17 protein-coding genes are annotated in these 20,169 nt (G+C 32.8%); 12 read left to right on the plus strand and 5 right to left on the minus strand.

What is annotated here, in order from left to right; genetic code table 11:
- The 3 genes from N4A35_01475 to N4A35_01485 all read left to right on the plus strand — a co-directional run.
- Positions 1-472 (plus strand): sensor histidine kinase (locus N4A35_01475; protein ID MCT4580061.1); only part of this gene is annotated, 472 nt, incomplete at its 5' end.
- Between the two features lie 2 nt (positions 473-474).
- A complete protein-coding gene (locus N4A35_01480; protein MCT4580062.1) occupies positions 475-3,435 on the plus strand; it encodes a histidine kinase in 2,961 nt (986 codons plus the stop codon).
- Between the two features lie 13 nt (positions 3,436-3,448).
- Positions 3,449-4,195: a response regulator transcription factor gene (locus N4A35_01485; GenBank protein MCT4580063.1), complete on the plus strand. Its 747-nt coding sequence runs from the start codon at positions 3,449-3,451 to the stop codon at positions 4,193-4,195.
- A gap of 45 nt (positions 4,196-4,240) precedes the next feature.
- Here the strand turns inward: N4A35_01485 and N4A35_01490 are convergent, their stop codons facing one another.
- From N4A35_01490 to N4A35_01505, 4 genes are all read right to left on the minus strand, one after another.
- Entirely contained in the window at positions 4,241-5,110 is an 870-nt protein-coding gene (locus N4A35_01490) for a hypothetical protein (protein MCT4580064.1), read from the minus strand.
- Positions 5,111-5,214: 104 nt separating this feature from the next.
- The gene (locus tag N4A35_01495) at positions 5,215-5,769 is read right to left on the minus strand and encodes a TlpA family protein disulfide reductase (GenBank protein MCT4580065.1); all 555 of its coding nucleotides are present in this window, start codon (positions 5,767-5,769) and stop codon (positions 5,215-5,217) included.
- Between the two features lie 88 nt (positions 5,770-5,857).
- Positions 5,858-7,162, minus strand: coding sequence for a UDP-N-acetylglucosamine 1-carboxyvinyltransferase (gene murA / locus N4A35_01500; GenBank protein ID MCT4580066.1), 1,305 nt, complete (start codon positions 7,160-7,162; stop codon positions 5,858-5,860).
- Between the two features lie 11 nt (positions 7,163-7,173).
- Positions 7,174-7,836: a DUF4290 domain-containing protein gene (locus N4A35_01505; protein MCT4580067.1), complete on the minus strand. Its 663-nt coding sequence runs from the start codon at positions 7,834-7,836 to the stop codon at positions 7,174-7,176.
- A gap of 145 nt (positions 7,837-7,981) precedes the next feature.
- Here N4A35_01505 and N4A35_01510 point away from each other — a divergent pair, with 145 nt between their 5' ends.
- The 6 genes from N4A35_01510 to N4A35_01535 all read left to right on the plus strand — a co-directional run bounded on the left by N4A35_01510 (position 7,982) and on the right by N4A35_01535 (position 15,377).
- Positions 7,982-8,401: a DUF983 domain-containing protein gene (locus N4A35_01510; GenBank protein ID MCT4580068.1), complete on the plus strand. Its 420-nt coding sequence runs from the start codon at positions 7,982-7,984 to the stop codon at positions 8,399-8,401.
- The gene (locus N4A35_01515) at positions 8,379-9,011 is read left to right on the plus strand and encodes a Crp/Fnr family transcriptional regulator (protein ID MCT4580069.1); all 633 of its coding nucleotides are present in this window, start codon (positions 8,379-8,381) and stop codon (positions 9,009-9,011) included. Before N4A35_01510 ends, N4A35_01515 begins: the two co-directional genes overlap by 23 nt.
- 104 nt (positions 9,012-9,115) lie before the next feature.
- Positions 9,116-10,846 (plus strand): sulfate permease, encoded by a 1,731-nt coding sequence (gene sulP, locus N4A35_01520; GenBank protein MCT4580070.1) that lies wholly within the window; start codon positions 9,116-9,118, stop codon positions 10,844-10,846.
- Between the two features lie 49 nt (positions 10,847-10,895).
- Positions 10,896-12,773, plus strand: a complete 1,878-nt coding sequence (locus N4A35_01525; GenBank protein ID MCT4580071.1) for a hypothetical protein — start codon at positions 10,896-10,898, stop codon at positions 12,771-12,773.
- A gap of 130 nt (positions 12,774-12,903) precedes the next feature.
- A complete protein-coding gene (locus N4A35_01530) occupies positions 12,904-14,355 on the plus strand; it encodes a T9SS type A sorting domain-containing protein (GenBank protein ID MCT4580072.1) in 1,452 nt (483 codons plus the stop codon).
- Positions 14,356-14,471: 116 nt separating this feature from the next.
- Positions 14,472-15,377, plus strand: coding sequence for a TIGR01777 family oxidoreductase (locus N4A35_01535; protein ID MCT4580073.1), 906 nt, complete (start codon positions 14,472-14,474; stop codon positions 15,375-15,377).
- Between the two features lie 29 nt (positions 15,378-15,406).
- On the opposite strand, the gene N4A35_01540 is transcribed toward N4A35_01535, so the two are convergent.
- Positions 15,407-17,257 carry a T9SS type A sorting domain-containing protein gene (locus N4A35_01540; protein MCT4580074.1) on the minus strand — a complete coding sequence of 617 codons (1,851 nt, stop codon included), beginning with the start codon at positions 17,255-17,257 and terminating at the stop codon, positions 15,407-15,409.
- Between the two features lie 196 nt (positions 17,258-17,453).
- On the opposite strand from N4A35_01540, the gene N4A35_01545 reads away from it, so the two are divergent.
- Genes N4A35_01545 through N4A35_01555 form a run of 3 tightly spaced genes read left to right on the plus strand, consistent with a single transcriptional unit; the run spans position 17,454 to position 20,163 of the window.
- Positions 17,454-18,152, plus strand: coding sequence for an SIMPL domain-containing protein (locus tag N4A35_01545; protein MCT4580075.1), 699 nt, complete (start codon positions 17,454-17,456; stop codon positions 18,150-18,152).
- A 38-nt stretch (positions 18,153-18,190) separates the two neighbouring features.
- A complete protein-coding gene (locus N4A35_01550; GenBank protein MCT4580076.1) occupies positions 18,191-19,093 on the plus strand; it encodes a hypothetical protein in 903 nt (300 codons plus the stop codon).
- A 47-nt stretch (positions 19,094-19,140) separates the two neighbouring features.
- Positions 19,141-20,163: an SIMPL domain-containing protein gene (locus N4A35_01555; GenBank protein MCT4580077.1), complete on the plus strand. Its 1,023-nt coding sequence runs from the start codon at positions 19,141-19,143 to the stop codon at positions 20,161-20,163.
- Positions 20,164-20,169 lie beyond the last annotated feature (6 nt).

Below are 20,169 nucleotides of genomic sequence, written 5' to 3' on the forward strand. Positions count from 1 at the left end.
AGAAAAGCAATATATTTCCATAGGAGAAGAATTAGAGATGTTAAGGTTATACATGAACCTCGAGAAAATGCGTTTTGAAGATGGGTTTGATTATGAAATAATTGTTGATGAAGCTATTGATGAAGATTATGATGAAATCCCCTCAATGCTGATCCAACCTTATGTAGAAAATGCGATATGGCATGGACTAATGAATAAAGAGACAAAAGGAAAGATAAGAATAGGTATAGCTTTAAGGGAAAGAGCACTGTATTGTACAATAGACGATAATGGAGTTGGTCGAGCAGCCGCAGCCAAGTTAAAAGCTCGTCGTAAAATAAAAAGTAAATCAGTAGGGATGCGAATTACCAAAGATCGTTTGAATATCTTAAACGAAGATTCCAATATAAATGTTATTATTGAAGATAAAAAAGATGAAAAGGGCCAAGCTACTGGAACTAAAGTAGAAATTCGAGTAGGCTATACCAATTAAAAATGACAAGATACCTCATCTTCATATTGTTAGTCTGTTTTTCTTTGTTCAGTTTTGGACAAGGAGAAGGTTTCTACCGCAACTATACGGTAGAAGATGGTTTACCAAGTTCGGAGGTTTATTTTTCTTTTCAAGATTCTAAGGGGTACATGTGGTTTGCTACAGATGGAGGAGTGTGTCGTTTCAATGGTTATGAGTTTGAAGTTTTTAATACTACAAATGGCTTAACCGATAATACGGTTTTTCGAATTACCGAAGATGCTAAAGGCAGAATATGGTTTGCGTCTTTTAATGGGCAATTTTGTTATTATTATAAAGGAAAAATTCATCAATATATCCATAATGATAAGCTAAAAAATATAAAAGGAATAGCGAGGTTAGCTTCTTTTTATGTTGATACAGAAGATAATATTTGGTTGGGGACTTTATACCACGGCATTCAAAAAATAGATGCTAATGGGGATGTTAAACAGATGATCGTTACTCGACCTGAAAAAAGTATTATAAATGAGCAAATAAAGGTCGATGAAGAATATATTGTAGGAAGTTTGTTTATGAGCAACGAAAAGAAAACTTATTTTGAGGGAAACTATACTATTGCTTCTATATTTTCAGAGACAGAAAAATGTAAAGAACAAAGGCTGGAGAGTATATTGGGTAATCGAGGTGTTTATCGAGTGGCGAGTCATAAAAATAGTATGGCATATCTGGAACGAAAAAATCTCGTTTGGACCAATGGGGAGCAAATTGCCACTAAAAAAATAAAGCAATTAGAACAAGATCAAGGGATTTATATAAAAGTTGAAGATTCAATAGCTTATATTGGGATTGAAAACCAGGGGATTTCAGAGTACCATTATCATGAAAACCAATTGGAGGAAAAGAGAACATTTCTTAAAGGCCTTTCTGTTTCTTATGTTTACAAAGATAATCAAGGAGGAATGTGGTTTTCAACATTATCTAATGGGGTTTATTATTTACCCCATAAAGCTGTTTTAAAACATCAACAATTAGTATCGTCAGTGTATGATCTTGAAGTTGATACCTTACAAGGACTAGTATATATAGCCTTAAGAAATGGGGAGCTTTATGAGATGGGGAGGACTACTTTTCTTATACATCAGTTATCACAAAATATATTAAATATTTTTTATGATTATAAAAGTCGGTCGCTAATATGGGGAAAGTTTGATGAAGATGGTTTGGAATTTTATAATCAAAAACGAGAGAAAAAAGATGTCAAATTGATCTCAGATTCTCCAGGTAGTTTTAAAGTTTTATTGCTTGAGAATGATACAATCTATCATGCCAATCATACAGGTTTCGATGTTTATCACCAAAGTGGAGAGGGTTTTTACTCTTCTTACAAAGAAAAAAGTAAAAATATTTGGTGTACTAGCTTGTTGATGGATGGAGATAATATTTGGATTGGTACAAATAAAGGGATACTGATTTATAAAAAAAAGGCAAAAACTATAATTTCAATTGAACATCAGCTATTGTCTTCTGTTTCTGTTACGTGTTTAGAAAGGTTCAATGCTACAACTTTTCTTGTTGGAACTAAAAGTAAAGGAGTGTTAGTGATGGAAAATGGGCAGTTGAAACGAATACTTAATGAAAGTATAGGTTTACCAAGTAATTTAATTCGAACAATTCATGTAGATAATCAACAAACAATTTGGTTGGGTTCTATAAGAGGAGTTTCTAAAGTAAGTTTAGATGTAAATAATACAGTAGAGATCTTTAATGTATCTGAGAAACATGGGCTAATTTCGGAAGAGATTACCGATATAGAATCGATAAAAGACTCTATATATGTTGGTACAACCAAAGGTCTAATGAAGATGAACAAAAGCGAACTAAAAGTAAATGATTTGCCTCCTTTGACTTATATAGAAGCTGTTTTAGTTAACGATCAGTCAAAGCCTAAAGACAGTTTAGCATTATTAACTTATACTGAAAATAATATATCAATAAAGTATGAAGGGGTAAACTACAGAAGTCAAGGTGCGGTTAATTATCAATACCGTTTACTAGGCGAAGGTTTAGATTCCAATTGGATAGCAACGCAATCTCGTTTGGCTAGATATACCTTACTGCCTCCAGGCGCATACGAGTTTGAAGTAAAAGCAGAAAATGAAGATGGATTTTGGAGCGAAACACAAAAAGCCTCATTTACGATTCACCCTCCTTTTTGGAGAACTTGGTGGTTTATATTGTTGCTAATTTTATCAGGAGGTTTAGCGGTCTATTCAATTGTTTATACCTACTTTAAAAGAAGAGAAAAGGAATTACTACAAGAACAGGAAAAAGTCGCCATTGAAAAAAAGTTGATGGAATTAGAATTAAAAGCATTACGTTCTCAGATGAATCCTCATTTTATTTTTAATATTCTGAATTCTATACAGCATTTTATGCTAAAAAATAATTTTAAAGAAACGAACCATTATTTAACACAATTTGCCAAATTAATACGAAAAGTTTTAAGTGTTTCTGAAAAAAAGTATATCACAATTGGGGAAGAATTAGAAATGTTGAAATTGTATATGAATTTAGAGCAAATGCGTTTTGAAAATGGATTTGATTATGAGATATTTGTAGGAAATGAAGTTGATGAGGATTATGATGAAATTCCATCAATGTTGATCCAGCCTTATGTAGAAAATGCAATATGGCATGGATTAATGAATAAAAAGGAGAGAGGAAAAATAAAAATAGAAATAGAATTAAAAGAAGATGTTCTTTTTTGCGTTATTGAAGATAATGGTGTAGGATTGAAAGAAGCCGAAAAAATAAAAAGTAAAAGAAAAAAGGTGAAACATAAATCTGTTGGAATGCGTATCACGAAAGACAGATTAAGTTTAATAAATGAGTTTGATGGCGTTAATGTTACGATTAACGATTTAAGTGATAACTCAACCACCCAAACAGGAACAAGAGTAAGGATAAGAATAAAAATATAATATATAGCTGAAAATGATAGGAGGAGTGATTATTGATGACGAAACAAAGTCAAGAGAAGTATTAAAGTTTTTATTAAATGAATTAGAAAAAGAAATTTTCATTCTTGGAGAAGCAAATTCTGTAAAAACGGGAGTTGAACTCATTCAAACGAAAAGGCCCCAAGTTGTTTTTTTAGATGTAGAGATGCTCGATGGAACAGGGTTTAACTTATTAGAAGAACTTTCTGAAATTAATTTTAAGTTAATCTTTATTACCGCATACGATAGCTATGCTATTCAAGCCTTTAAATATAGTGCTGTTGATTATATCCTAAAGCCAATTGATACAGAAGAGTTGGAGTCTGCTGTTGACAGAACAATTCAACTGATCGAAAAAGAGATTTCCAATAATTATCAAATTAAGGCCTTGCTCAACAACATTAGTCATGATACCAAAAAACAAGTAGCGATATCTAGTTCTAATAAGATTAATATTGTGAACGAAGACGAAGTCGTTTGTTTACTTGCCGATGGAAACTACACAGAAGTAATCGTAGATAATATTCCTAAAATTATTTCAACAAAACCCTTAAAGTATTTTAACAATGTCTTTGAAAACAATGGCGACTTCTTTAGAATTAGTAAGTCATGTATTGTCAATAAAAGATACATTAGAGCCTTTAATAAAGCTAAAAGTTCTATCGAGTTATACAATGAAATGGAGCTTGAAGTTTCTCGACGAAGAAAAAAAGATTTTATACAAGAACTCAATATGATCTAAATAAAACGATTAGATCACCTACTAAATAAGAGCTGGTTAAGGTGCTTAACTGTTGAAAATTTCGTTGATGTTGTGCTTAATCTTTGCCGAAATCCCATCAGTGTCTAAATCATTCGCATCTTTTCCAAATGGATCTTCTATTTCTTCAGCTAATACTTCCATACTTACAAGGATGTAAAACATAAAAATTGCAATCAGTGCAGTGTAATAACCAAAGTTGGTAATAAACCCTAAAGGAAGGGTAGAGACATAAATAAAAATAAACTTTTTTAAGAATAAACTGTAAGAGTAAGGTATAGGCGTATTTTTTATCCGTTCACAAGCACCTAAGATATCCGAAAATGTTTTGAGGTTTATATCAAAACTTAAAAATTCTTCTTGTGTAATCTCTCCATTGCTCTTTAGTTCATGAAACTTTTTATACAACCCATTAATAATATAATTTGGATGGTGTTCTAATTGCTTTAAGTCTACTTTTTCTTGCTCAGTTAAATGGAGTTCATCCAATTGTTTATTGTTTCTTAAATGCTCTTTAAATGAATAAGAAAAATTACTAATCATTCGTTCAAAATATTGGCGAGCTTCTTGGTTAGTGATAATAGAGTTAATTTTTATGGATAAATTCCTAGAGTTATTAATTAATTCACCCCATTTTTTACGACCTTCCCACCACCTGTCGTAAGCAGTATTTGTTCTAAAAACAAGTAGAAGAGATAAAACAAAACCAACCAATGAATAGACGGAAACCAAATCCTTAAAAATCTTGTGGTTGGTTAAATAGTTCATTTCAACATAAGTTAATATGGTCGTCAGAATCCCAACTACTATTAACTCTTTCCAAAGGATGCTTAAGGTATCACTCTTGTGAAATTGAAAAATGTGTTTAAACCAAAGTTTAGGGTTGTATTTTATCATGTCAGTTTTATGAAATTATAGCCAATTGCTGTTCATTTACAAATGCTATATTAAAAAAGGACAACACGATTAAATGTTGTCCTTTTTTATGATTTTAGTTGTTGTTACTTTAATAATTTGTCAATCGCAATGTGTAAATTGTCTCCTCTTAAATTCTTACCAATAATTACTCCATTTTCATCGATTAAATAACTCATTGGAATTGAGTTTACCTGATAAATTTTAGCAGCTTCACTGCTCCAGAATAAAAGGTCAGAAACATGATTGTCCCAAACCAAACCATCCTGAGCAATAGCATTGATCCAATTGGCTTTATTTCTATCCAAAGAAACACTGTAAACCTCAAAACCTTTTGCTGATTTAAATTTAGTTTTGTTGTATTTATTGTAGGCACTTACAACATTAGGATTTTCCCTTCTACATGGACCACACCAAGAAGCCCAAAAGTCAATAAGAACAATCTTTCCTCTTAAATCAGAAAGCTTTCTTACTTTCCCATTAGGATCTTTAAAAGCCAATTCAGGAGCTGTATCCCCAATATTTAATCCAACTTTAAGTGCTGTATGTTCTTTCGCTTTTTTCCACTTAGGTGGCCAAGGAAAGGCAAAGCTTCCTAAAGTCAAAAGAGCAATGATCGCTAAAATGCTTATTTTTTTCATCAAATTTTTAGTTTAAGTTATTTTAATAATAGAAATAGTTAACAAAGACTATTCCAATTATTTAGTCAGCAAGATAAGTAATTCCTTACTAAATTCTTCTAATATCAGCCCCCAAGTTATTTAAACGCAATTCAATATCTTCATATCCACGGTCAATTTGCTCAATGTTGCTGATGATACTCGTTCCCTCAGCAGATAACGCAGCAATCAATAGAGAAACCCCAGCTCTAATATCAGGAGAAGTCATGTTAATCCCTCTTAAAGCAGTCGAACGGTTTAGTCCTATCACATTGGCTCTATGTGGATCACAAAGAATAATTTGAGCTCCCATATCAATCAATTTATCAGTAAAGAATAAACGACTCTCAAACATTTTTTGGTGAATTAAAACACTTCCTTTAGCTTGTGTTGCTACTACCAAGATGATACTCAAAAGGTCAGGAGTAAAACCAGGCCATGGAGCATCAGCAATAGTCATTACAGATCCATCAATAAAAGTTTCTATTTCATAGTTTTCTTGAGAAGGAATATAAATGTCATCACCTCTACGTTCCAATTTAATCCCTAGTCTTTTGAAAACTTCAGGGATTTGACCTAAATTTTCATACGAGACATCTTTAATGGTAATTTCAGATTGTGTCATAGCTGCCAATCCTATAAAACTTCCAATTTCAATCATGTCTGGAAGGACTCTATGTTCACATCCTTTCAATTCTTTTACCCCTTCGATTGTCAATAAATTAGAACCTACACCTTTAATTTTTGCGCCCATGCTATTCAACATCTTACACAATTGCTGTAAATAAGGCTCACATGCAGCATTGTAAATCGTTGTTGTTCCTTCAGCCATTACAGCAGTCATCACAATATTGGCAGTTCCAGTTACAGAAGCCTCATCCAACAACATATAAGTTCCTTTCAGTTGTTTAGCTTCAGCTTTGAAAAAGTTCGTTTTACTATCGTAATTAAATTCAGCACCCAATTTTTGAAACCCTAAAAAGTGCGTGTCTAATCTTCTTCGTCCAATTTTATCTCCGCCAGGCTTAGGAATATACCCTTTTCCAAAACGAGCTAAAAGTGGTCCAACAATCATAATAGAACCTCTTAATCCTCCACCTTTCTCTTTAAATTCCTCTGTCAACATATAGTCAACATCAATTTCATCAGCTTGAAAGCTATACTTTCCTTTATCTAATTTCTCAACCTTTACACCTAGAGCCTGTAAAAGATTAATCAGTTTATTAACATCAATGATGTCAGGTAAATTACTAATGATTACTTTTTCAGGAGTTAATAAAACAGCATTCAAAACTTGTAATGCCTCATTTTTTGCTCCTTGAGGAGTAATTTCTCCCTTTAATTTATTTCCTCCGTGTATTTCAAAAGATCCCATAGTTGATGTGTTTACTTTCTTCTGTAGTTAGATTTGTTTTTCTTGTTTCTCTTACGATTGTTGCTCGTACTAATAGGGTTGCTAATATTATAGTTTTTCTTAAAGTGGCTCAATATTTCTTTAGTATCCGTTAATTCCTCTGGGTTAATCGTTAATTGTCCTTTAGAGTATTCTTCTAAATGTCTTACGATAACTTCATCATTTACCGTGTTTCTATTCCAAAGTAAATAAGAGGTCTTTAAAAGGTTAGCAATACGTTTAATTAAGAATGTTTTTTCTTCTCCATCTTCTAATTTCACTGCAGCGGCAATTAAGTCCTCCATAATCGCTCCATAATGCCCATATTTGATTTTTCGATGAGGGTAAGGAATTTTTTCTGGTTTCTTCTCAAAAAAATCTGCAGAAGGCTTTGGGTAAGGAGAATCCACATCTAATTGGAAATTAGACATGATAAATAAATGATCCCATAATTTATGATCATAATCCTCCACATCTTTTAGTTGAGGATTAACTTGCCCCATAACCGTAATAATAGCTTGAGCACATTTGTTTCTTTCTTCCTTATCAACAATAGTTAAGCAATGGTTAATCATATTTTGAACGTTCCTCCCATATTCAGGAATGGTCATTTGAGGGCGTTCAGTATTATATTCTAGTGAAGTGATGTTGTCCATATTGAAATTATAATCTCACCAAAGATAACAAAACAAGAATAGGAATGATAATTCTCTTTTTAAAACAATTAACGCCCTTTTGTTACTTTCGTTGCATTTCATATATAAAGGAATTACTATTTTTGTAGTATAAATAAAAAGGAAGATGTTACAAAAGAGACTATACAGTATATTTAAACATAAATGTCCTCGTTGCCATCAAGGTGAATTTTTTGAATCTAAAAACCCTTATAACCTCAAAAAGGCTGGGAATATTAGAGAGTCTTGTTCGCATTGTGGGTTAAAATATTCTCCTGAATTAGGGTTTTATTATGGAGCCATGTATGTTTCCTATGCTCTTGGTATAGCGATGTTTGTAGCTGTTTGGGTAGCTTTATTGGTTTTGTATCCATCTTATACACCAATGTTATTAATTTCTTTATTATTTGTTTCATTAATTATTTTAGGACCTTATCTTTATGCTTTATCTAAAATAATTTGGGCCAATTTGTTTTTTCACTATGAAGAAGAGTATGCTCAAAAAGAAATAAAGCAGACAAATGATACTACAGAAACTAAAGGATAATTACGGTTTTCTTTTTGAAGAACCCCTAATAGAAGAAATTGCAGAAATTGGCTTTCACCAATGTATGAAACGCGGTGAAAAATTAATGGAGTATGGGAGCTATATCAAGAATATGCCATTGCTGCTAGACGGTTCTATTAAGATTGTTAGAGAAGATGAAGATGGAGGGGAGCTGTTGCTTTATTTTATAGAAAAAGGTGATACATGTGCTTTTTCTCTTACTTGCTGTATGGGAAATAAAAAAAGCGAAATTAAAGCTGTTGTTGTTGAAGATGCCGAGATCATTTTAATTCCCGTTCAAAAAATGGAAGAATGGTTATGCAAATATCAAACATGGAAAAACTTTGTGTTTGAAAGCTATAACATGCGTTTAGAAGAAATGTTGCAAACAATAGATACGCTAGCATTTATGAAAATGGATGAGCGTTTGTATAAATTTCTAACGGATAAAGTCAAATTAATTGGATCAACCACCATCGAAAATACACACCAAGAAATCGCCTATAACTTACATACCTCAAGAGTAGTAGTGTCTCGTTTGTTGAAAAAACTAGAGAAGGAAGGGAAGATTAAATTATATCGAAATAAAATAGAAGTGCTTGATTTTTAGATCGGTTATAACTTGATTTTTCGAGATAGCGTAACTATTGTTACTTCATAGCTAAAATAGCTAAGATATCTTTGCTTTAACACAAAAAGAACTTGAAAAAAAGTATGCGTTTACTAAAAAAATATCTTCCTATTTTAACCTGGTTACCCAACTACACTAGAAAAGATTTTTTGGCCGATTTACCAGCTGGGTTAACAGTAGGAGTAATGTTAATACCACAAGGAATTGCTTATGCTTTAATAGCGAAGTTACCACCGATTTATGGGCTCTATGCAGCGTTGTTGCCACAAATTATTTATGCTATTTTCGGAACCTCTCGACAATTAGCAGTTGGACCAGTAGCAATGGACTCTTTAATTGTCGCAGCCGGAATAACTGCCATCGCAAATGTCTCGGAAGAGCAATACATTTTTATGGCTATTGCGCTAGCTTTTATGATGGGAGCGATTCAGTTTATTTTGGGAGTATTTAGATTAGGCTTCCTAGTGAGCTTTCTTTCTCGACCAGTCATTAGTGGGTTTACCTCTGCGGCAGCAATAATAATAGGACTCAATCAAGTCAAACATTTATTTGGAACAGAAATAGAACGAAGTAATCAAATACATATCTTGCTGTACAATACCCTCCAAAAAGTAACAGAAATAAACCTCCCTACATTTCTTATTGGAATCATTACAATTGTTTTAATTGTAGTAATCAAAAAAATAAATAAAAAAATACCTACAGCCCTAGTAGTAGTAGTCCTAGGGATAATAGTCGTACAATTTTTTGGTTTAGATGCTTATGGCGTAAAAATAGTAAAAGATATACCAGAAGGATTGCCTGGTTTTAGTATTCCTACCATTGATATGAAGTTTTTCTCAGAGCTATTTACGCTGGCTGCAACCTTGGCATTAATTGCTTTTATGGAAGCAATATCTGTAGCAAAGGCCGTTGAAGAACGACATGACGATTATAAAGTTGACCCCAATCAAGAACTGATTGCCTTAGGTTTAGGTAATATTGTTGGAGCGATGTTCCAATCTTATCCCACTACAGGAGGCTTTTCAAGAACGGCAGTCAACGATGAATCTGGTGCCAGAACTAATATGGCAGCTGTAATTTCGGCAGCTGTAGTAGCACTAACACTATTATTTTTAACTCCTTTATTTTATTATTTACCGAAAAGTGTTTTAGCAGCAATTATTATGGTTGCAGTCTATGGTTTAATCGATTTTAAATACCCAAAAGAACTTTGGAACTATAAGAAAGATGACTTGTTGATGTTAATCACAACATTTATAGTAACGTTAACAATCGGAATAAAAGAAGGTATTTTAATGGGAGTACTGTTATCATTAGTATTGTTAATTTATCGAAGTGCTAGACCACATATTGCACAATGCGAACAAATAGAAGGCACAAACTATTATAGAAATAAAAATAGATTTGATAATGTTAATCAAAATCCAGAAGTGTTAATCATTCGGTTAGATGGGCAGTTGTATTTTGCAAATATTGAATATTTTAAAGATCAATTATTTAAAATGATAGCAGCAAAAGGAAAAGACTTAAAAATTATCGTTTGGAATGCAGAAGCTGTCAACCATATTGATTCAAGTGCTGTGCTCATGCTTCGAAATTTAATTGCAGAATTGAGAGAAAAAGACTTGCTGTTTGCTGTAGCGGGAGCCAATGGCCCTGTTCGTGATATTCTTTTTAAAAGTGGCCTGGCAGAAGATATTACAAAAGAACTCATGTTTGCAGAAGTTCAAAAAGCCTTAGAGTGCATCGAATCGGACACACATGCCGATTTACAGAAAAAATGTAAGCAAATTGCTTTGCAACGTAATTAAAAGGAATAATCTTTGTTAAAGTTACTTTTCAAAACAAAAAAGTAAATTAATGAAGATACTTATACTGTGCTTATCGATGTGCTTTACCTTGGGACATTACGCTCAAGAACTGGAGCTAGAATTAGCAGAAATAAAAAAAATAGATCATTTATTAGATTCCGCTTCAAGGAATACAATGAAAAATCCTCAACTTGCAGTTGAATTAGCAGAAAGTATCAAACCGCAAGTATTAACCAACGATAGAATCGATCGCTTAGGATTTTGTTATAGAATTCTTGGCTCTGCAAATATTTATCTTGGAGATTATCCTGTTTCAAGGAAAAACTATACACAAGCATTAAACATTGCTATTCAGCAAAAAGATACGATCAATATCATTTTAGGATATAGTGGTATAGGGCTGAGTTATTTACAAGAGAAAAACTATTCAAAAGTAGATTCGGTATTTCATATCGTTTTGCCAATAGCTAAGGAGAGTCAAAATAATGATCAGATTCTTCGAATTTTAGAGGTATTGGGAATCAATAACTTTTATCAACATAAATTTGTAGCAGCAATAAATAACTATAACGATGCCCTAGGTCTTGCTATTCAAGATGGGGATTCTAGTCATTTCTCCAGAATATACCTCAATTTAGGGAATGTTTATGTAAAAGCGAATCAATTAGATTTAGCAGCAGAAACACTCATCAAAGGGAAAAACATAGCCGAACAAGAAAAAGAATCTTATTATAAAGCGCATTATTATTCAAGTTTAGGGGAACTCTACCGCCTTCAAAAATTAAATGAATTATCAACTCAATATTATGTTATGGCTATTGATACTTTTGTCACTTGCCAGAACCCATCTGGTGTAGCAAACGCTAGTGTAAGTTTAGCAATAGCATTGGAAGAGTCTGGAGAAGATCAACAAGCAAAGTACTATCTCCAAAAAGCATATCAATATGCTCATCAAATAAACTCGGTAGAAATATTGGCTTATTGTTTTATTTTAAAAGGAAAGCTAGCGTTGAATAATAACGAACATGATGAGGCTTTATTAGCATTAGATTCTGCTCAGGTATATGCCGATCAAATAGATGAGATAAGTATAGAAAAAGATTGGTATGAAGTAAAGTACCAGGTATTTGAACAGCAAAAGAAATATAAAGAATCCTTTGAAATATTTAAAAAGTACCAAAAAGCCAAAGACAGCTTAGCAAGTATTGAAAATGCTTCAAAAATTGAAGCCATTGGATTAAAAAAAACGTTAGCAATTTTAGCTAAAGAAAAGGAACTACAAAGTCAAAAATTACTGCTAACTAAACAAAGAGAAAAAGACTATAAAGTTCAGCTCTTGCTTAGTGTAATAATATTTGTATTGGTAACAGTTTTATTAATTGGTTTGTTCTTCTATCGTATAATTAGGCTTAAAAAAGCCAAAGAAATTGCTCAAAAAAATGAGGCATTAGAAAAATTGAATCATGAGTTAATCGCCTTGCAACTAAAAGAAACAGAAACCGCAAAAAAAGAGCTAGAGACAGAAGTTAATGAAAAAAATAACAGAATAAAATCATTAGTACATGCCATCAATGAGAAAAATACTTTGCTAGATGACTTGTCTAAAGAAGCTATTTTTTCAGAGAAAAAAGGAGCGTTAAAAAAGCTAAAGCGAATCATCGATTCAGAGGAAGAACGAGCTTTTTTTAATGAAGAAATTAATCAAATGAATGTTAAATTTCATCAAAAGCTAAAGGCTAAGTATCCACAACTATCAGACAAAGACTTAAAACTATCCTCAATGTTAAAAATGGGACTAAGTTCCAAAGAGATGGCAACACTATTGTCTATATCTAGTTCTAGTGTGGATGTTGCTAGATCAAGATTGCGAAAAAAAATGGGGATTTCTAAAGAGGAAAATATTACGGATTTTATGAATGGTATTTAGTTGATATGCAGTTGTTTATGTATGATTGTTAAGAAGATGTATAGAACAGTTATATACTATGTATAGCCCCAAATATTGGAGAATTAACAAGTGTGGGATTCTTTTGTTAAAGAATTTTTAAACACACATTATGAGAAAAATATTATTACCAATTTTAGCTGTATTTACTTTTCAAATATCAGCACAAACTAATTTAAATTTTGAGACGTGGTCTGGAAATGAACCGCAAGGATGGTACTCTTCAAATTCCTTAACATCTTCCAGTGGAGGAGCTCAAACTGTATTTAGAGAAACAACTAATCCTATTGAGGGGAGTTCATCCCTGAAGTTAGTAACTGGAGCTTGCCCAGACTGCCCAGACTTTTTACCTAACCAAACATTTGGATTGATAGATTGTTCGCTTCCTAACCCGTTTGGTGGTACCGTAGAACTTACTAGTCTTCAAGAATCTGGAGTTCCATATACGCTTAGACCTTTATCTATAGATTTTAAATATAAATCAATGCCACAAAATGGAGATGCTGCTGGTTTTCATATGGAGTTAACAAGGTATAACCCTGTTGCTGGTGAGTCTGAAACCGTCGGGGAAGCGTATTTTGAGACCAATTCAACAGTTAATAACTGGACACAAATTAATGTACCTATGGTATATTACTCTAATTTAACTCCAGATACGATGAATATTTTTATTGCTTCGAGTATAGGATCTATAATGGATTGCAGTTCAAGTATGTTTATACCAGGTATGCCATCGCCATACAATGATTGGGGACTACCTTATCCACAAACAGGAAGTGAGTTTCATGTCGATGAAATTGTAATTAACTTACCATCATGTGCTAGTTTATCAGCAACAACTTCAGGTACAAATGAAACCTCTTTTGGTGCAGCAGATGGAACGGCGTCTGTAAATGTAACAGGTGGAACAGCTCCATATACCTACCTATGGAATACTTTAGAGACTACATCTTCAATCGCCAACTTAGCTCCAGGAGCATATTTTGTAACAGTAACAGATGCTAATCAGTGCCAAAAAACAGTCAGCTATGTTGTTGCTCCAGCAGGATGTAATATCAATGTTGCAATGTCGGGAAATAATTCATCAACGAGTTCTATACATTCTGGAAATGGATCAGTTACAGCCTCTGTTTCAGGAGGAAATGGACCTTATGAATTTGTTTGGAATAATGGAACAGAAGAAGTTCAAACAGCAGCATCATCCATCAATAATTTACCTGTAGGAAGTTATGCTGTATTAGTTGTTGAACAAAATAATCCTAATTGTGCAGTATGGGGGCATTATACGGTTTTGGGACCTGGAGGCGCAACGGCTATAAAACAAAACGCTTCAGATTTGTTTACTTTTTACCCCAATCCAGCACAAGATTTTTTGAAAGTAAATATTGCAGAGCAAGGAGCAGTGGAGTATAGGATTATTGATGTTTTTGGGAAAGTACATAAAAATGGACAAATCCTAAATTCTGAAGAATATATTAATGTGGAAACATTAACAATTGGAACTTATTTAATTGAGGTAAATATAAAAGGTGAAATGATTTCAAAAATATTCATCAAACAATAAATTTTAAACCGACAAAGACTATATACTAAAGTTTTGTTAAGGTTAAAGAAAGTTAAAAAGACAATGTGTAAATTCACACATTGTCTTTTTCGTTTATATTACCCAAAATTTTGGATATGAAAGTATTGATAACTGGTGGATCAGGTCTTATTGGAAGTCGTTTGACAGAATTATTATTAGCGAATAACATCGAAGTCGTACATCTAACGCGTTCAGCACATTCAAAATTTGGGATTAAAACCTACGAGTGGGATTGGAAACAAAAGAAAATAGATGAAAACTGTTTTCAAGGTGTTACAGATATTGTTCATTTGGCTGGAGCAGGAATTGCTGATAAACCATGGACAATGCGTCGAAAGCATGAAATAATTCAAAGTCGTGTAAATACAGCAAAGTTGTTGTTTGATAAAGTAAAAGAATTACAAATACCAATCAAATCTTATATATCTGCTTCAGGTATTGGATATTATGGTGCGGTTAATTCAGATAAAGTTTTCTCAGAACAAGACCAGCCTCATGACGATTTTATCGCTAAGAGTTGTGTTTATTGGGAAAATAGTGCAGATTTATTTCAAGAGATTGGCGCAAGAGTCGTCAAATTAAGAACAGGTGTTGTTTTGGCAAAAGATAAAGGCGCATTAGCAAAAATGGATAAAACAGTAAAGTTAGGAATCGGAGCTCCAATTGGAACAGGAAAACAAGCTGTTCCTTGGATACATATTCACGATATTGCTAACCTTTATTATCAAGTATTGCAAAATAAAGAATACAAAGGGGTCTATAATGCTGTAGCACCAGAGTTTGCAGATAATGAAATGTTGACCAAAACAATTGCAAAAACATTGAATAAAAAAATGTTTTTACCCAATGTACCAGGTTTTGTGTTGAGAACAATATATGGAGAATTGTCGGATGTAGTGCTAAAAGGAAGTGCCGTTTCAGCAGAAAAACTGTTAAAATCGGGCTTTGAATTTCAATACCCAATTTTAACAGATGCCTTAGAAAATATTTATAAAAAATAGAACTTTTGTAAACGGCATTTTGGATTATGCTATCTTGCTAGAACAACTTTTCCTGTTACCCATTGTTTGCCAATAGGGTATCTCAATAAATAAATTCCAACAGGATAATCTCCTAAATATATTCTGGTGTTTCTAGCGCCATTAAATTCCACTTTTTGGAGGAGTTTACCACTTAGATCAGTGACATAAATAAACTCAATTTCCTCTGAAGTTTCAACCGTAACATAGTCTCGAGTTGGATTCGGATAAAACTTCCATTCAATTGTTTCAATACTATTTTCTCTCTGTGTAACACGAGATGAATCTCTTCTTGTTGAATCAGAATGGCCTAAGGTGTCAGCGTCAACATATACCTGTCCCTGATCTAATGTATAATTAACAACACTATCAGGATAGTTTAAAGGTAAATGTGGGGTGATTTCATCACATTCTGGATAGTAAACAGCCGTTTTGATGACGTTCGTTAAACGCTCCGTTAGTAATTGTACATCAAATTCGTCTACAGTTGGTTTGATATGAGCTACACCTATACCACTGTGATCCGTTAAAAAAAGATAAGTCCCATTAGTGCATAAAGCTAACGAACGCATTAAATATTCTCCAGATTTGTTAATTCCACTACCTGTTATAGGAACAATTTTAATCCCTTTTTTAGCCGCTTTTCTAGCTAATTTTTCTAAACGCTGAATGGTGTTTTCATCCGAATGAGCAGGAGCATCTAAAATCACAAATAAAAGTTTCGTTCTTGCATTTTCAGACCAACTGAGTTGATCGATTGCAACCGCTAATCCTTCATCTAGAGCCTCTGGCATATCTCCACCTCCTTTAGCATATTGATCGTCAATAAAAACTAAAGCCTCAGATAAAACATTGGTAAAGTCTTTATGTTTGGTCATATAATCTTCTGTTTTATCTCTATAAAAAACACTCCCATATTTAATGTTTACCCCTTTAAATAAATTTTGAGCTTTATACATGACTTGATTTAAGTCGCGTTTAATAAAGTTTATTTCATCCCCCATACTTCCTGTAGCATCAATTAGAAAAGCTATTTCCACTTCATTGGAAGTTGCGCCACAGTCAATATCAAGTTTAATCTTATTAATCCCTTTAGTAAAAAGTTTAGGTCTTTTTATTTCCTTAGTCAACCCTAAGTAAGAAACTTCGATTTTTCCAGTTTCTACTGTAATATCATTGAGCTTTCCCCATAGTTCAGCCTTTCCTGTGTTGTCAGAAATGGCTTCCCATATCACCGAATTTCCTTTGTCAAAAAGTTTTATTGTAGCTCCTACAACAGGATTTTTTTCTGTATTTAAAACTTGAACTGTAAACCTAGCTTGAGGATTCAATTTCCATACCTTTTGGTATTTTAATAAGTCCGATTTTAAATAGTCGTTCCACAATTGCCACTTTGCAAAATCATTAATTTCACCAGCAGTTAACCCTTTCCCTTTAGTAATGTTATGAACTTGAGCATTGTTATTGCTCAAATAAGCAACCTCTCCCATATAGCGAGTGTCCAGTTTATATTCTTTTTCTTCAAGAACTCGAGCTTTTTTTGAAGCATCTTTGTTAAGAGAAAAATCATTGACTTGATCCTCAGTGATTTTAATGACCTCTTCCTCCACTTCATAACCCGCATACATGACTTTTAAATGATAGGTTCCAGTGTCTTTAAAATCCATAGAATAATTTCCCTCTTCATCGGTTAATACCGAGTTGATAAGCTTGTTGTTGCTGTCGTACGCTTGTACGTTCCCAAATCGTACATTACTTGGTCGTTCAGATTCCATCACCATTACTTCTGCTTTTCCTCTTAGATTTTGAGCAAAAGTTATTGCAGAGAAAAGTGATGAAAAAAGTATCAGTTTTATTTTCATGATTTGATCGTTTTTTAGTGGTTAATATGGCACATTAACATTCAGGTTTAAATAACTGAAGCTAGTCCATGATTTTTGTTTAAAAATTCAATAACTGATACAAGTGATTTTTTAAGAAGTTCAATTTTTTTTAATTTTTTTTTGAACCAATTTATTTTTTTGCTGTACGGGAGGGGGAATTTCAAATAATTAAACGATGAAAAACCTTACACTTCAGATGCTAACGATTACCTTGTTAACCCTAATAAATATAGGTTGTGTCACGACAAATCCAGATAAGGAAGCTACCAAAAAAGAAAAAACAATAGAAGTTGTTGGTAGCTCAGAAATATTTATTCAACCCAACCAGATCGTGTTGAATATAGGTTTAAAATCGAGAAGCAATACCTTAAAAAATAAGTTGCTAAAGGTTTTAGAAAAGCATAATATTTCAGAGCATCAAATTACATTAAATACGATAAATAATAACTGGGATTGGTATTATTACTCCAATAGAGAGTATTTAAACTATGATGTGCAAATAGATAGTACGGTTAACTCAGAAAAACTAATGTATGATTTAAAACCTTTGGTTTATCGTGCTCATATTGTCCAAAAAAGACATACCCATATTCAAGACCATATTCAAAGAGTAAAAGAAGAAGCGATAAAAGCAGCAAAGTATAAAGCCTCCTATTTATTGGAAGCTGTTGGAGCAGAATTAGGTCAGGTAATTACAGTTCAAGAAATCGTTACACCAGTTGCTACTAGAGATAATTGGTGGAGTTATCAAAGAAGTTACCCAAGAGAAACCATATACAGTAATCGATCTTTTGATTCAGGAGAACAACCCGTTTCAAATATTTTACAAGAACAACTCAGGTACGAAGTGAAAGTCATTTTCGAAATTATATAAAACAGTGAATATTTTTTAAAACAAAAAACAATCAAATTATGAAAACAACAACAATTTTAATTGGTCTATTTTTAGGAATAGCATCTACAACATTTGCACAATATAATTCAGTAGCAGGGAAAAATAGAATTACTGAAAATGTAGAAGAGGAGTACTACGATAAAGACCTAGGAGAAAAAAGAAGTCGTATTGTGGAAAAAGAAGTAGAAAGTGATACTTATGGAAATGCTAAGGGAAATCAATATGATTTAGCAGTAGATGGAGCTTTTGAAGGACAGACAATCGCTGTTTTGGACTTTTGTGAAGATGGTTATTCTTTTGATACAGCAAAAGGAGCATTAGCAGAAAAAGGTTTTTCTGTATACCGATGGAGTAAAGCAGCTCCAAGCCCAAAAGAACTCCAGGAAGGATTGGATAAATCATGTCAATTGTGGATTGTTTCTGGTCGAAATAAGTATTTAAATGAAAAGCATTTAGCGATTATCAAAGACTTTTTTGAAAGTGGAAGAGGAGTTTACATCTGGGGAGATAACGATCCCTATTATGTAGACGCAAATTATATTGCTAAAGCATTAATCGGAGTGCAAATGACGGGGAATACCCATGGTGATCAAACCGTTAATTTACAGATGGAAGAAAAGAAAGCAGGAGTAATGCCCAACCATTTAATTACAACAGGATTACAAAATATTTATGAAGGAATAACTATAGCAACACTTCCCAATCATAAAGATTTAACCCCAATTATTTATGGGTCAGCAAATAACCTCGTTACTGCTGTATATGAGAAAGATGGGAAACGTTTAATCTTAGATGGAGGGTTTACACGTTTATTTATTAAATGGGATACCGCAGGAACAGGTCGTTATGTGAAAAATGCAGCAGCTTGGCTAGTGAATTACGAACGTTTTGGGGATGATGTTGTAGCCAATCAAAAATAAAAATTGATACCTAATTTTCTTTTTAGTTAATGGTAAAATAAAAAACAATGAAGACAATAATTGTAGTGTTAGCAATAATAATCACAACCAATACTTTTGGTCAAGCAATGGGTAATAGTGGTTACTTAAATGTATCTAATGAAGCGAAGTCGGTTTCCATAAACAACCAAAGGCTTAACCTAAATAACTTAAACGCCGATATCAATATAAAAGTAAAAGGGATGGCTAATTTAAAGGCTGATACTTATGTCGCTATTTTTAGTTTAAATCAAGTGGGAAAAACAGCCGAAGAAGTTAATAGTTTAATTGATGATAGAATTTCAAAATCAATTAAAGAGATTAAAGCATTACAAGGGGTAGAGACATTTATAGATATGGTTTCTTTTGTCCCTGTATATGAAGTGCAAGTAGAAAAGAAAGTTTTTAGTAAGAAAACTTATAATGAAGTACCGGCTGGTTTTGAAGTAAAAAAGAACCTTCATATTAAATATACTGATGGAAACTTATTAAATAACATTATTGCAATCCTATCCAAAAACGAAATCTACGATTTAGTTAAAGTAGATTATTTCTCTGAAGACATAGAAGCTACCAAAAAACAATTAATGGAAAAAGCTAAAACCATTTTGTTGGAAAAGATTAAAAATTATGAATCTATTTTAGGAGAAAGTATTGGAGATATTGAGAAACATATCGCAGATAATTATCGAGTTGTTGTTCCCACAGAAATGTATCAAACTTACCAAGCATATAATGGGTACAATTTATCAAATACGATAAAGAAGATAAATACGCATCAGAAGAGCACTTCTTATTTTTATCAACCCGTGACCGATAGAAGCTTTGATTTTGTAATCAATCCTACCATTTTTGAGCCCGTCACTCAAGTAATGTATGAAATAGATTTAAAAATAAATAGGGCTGAGTTTTTAAGGACAAAAAAACAGGAAGAAAAAGAAAAAATACAGTACGAAAGACGTCTAAAAGAACAAGAGCAAAACAAGTCTAGTGAATCTGCCAAATATTATATCGTAACACCGAATGGAGAGGTAAAAAACTTAACGCTTTAAAAACAG

The sequence above is a fragment of the Flavobacteriales bacterium genome (genome assembly GCA_025210295.1).
Classification (GTDB): Bacteria; Bacteroidota; Bacteroidia; order Flavobacteriales_D; family Parvicellaceae; genus S010-51.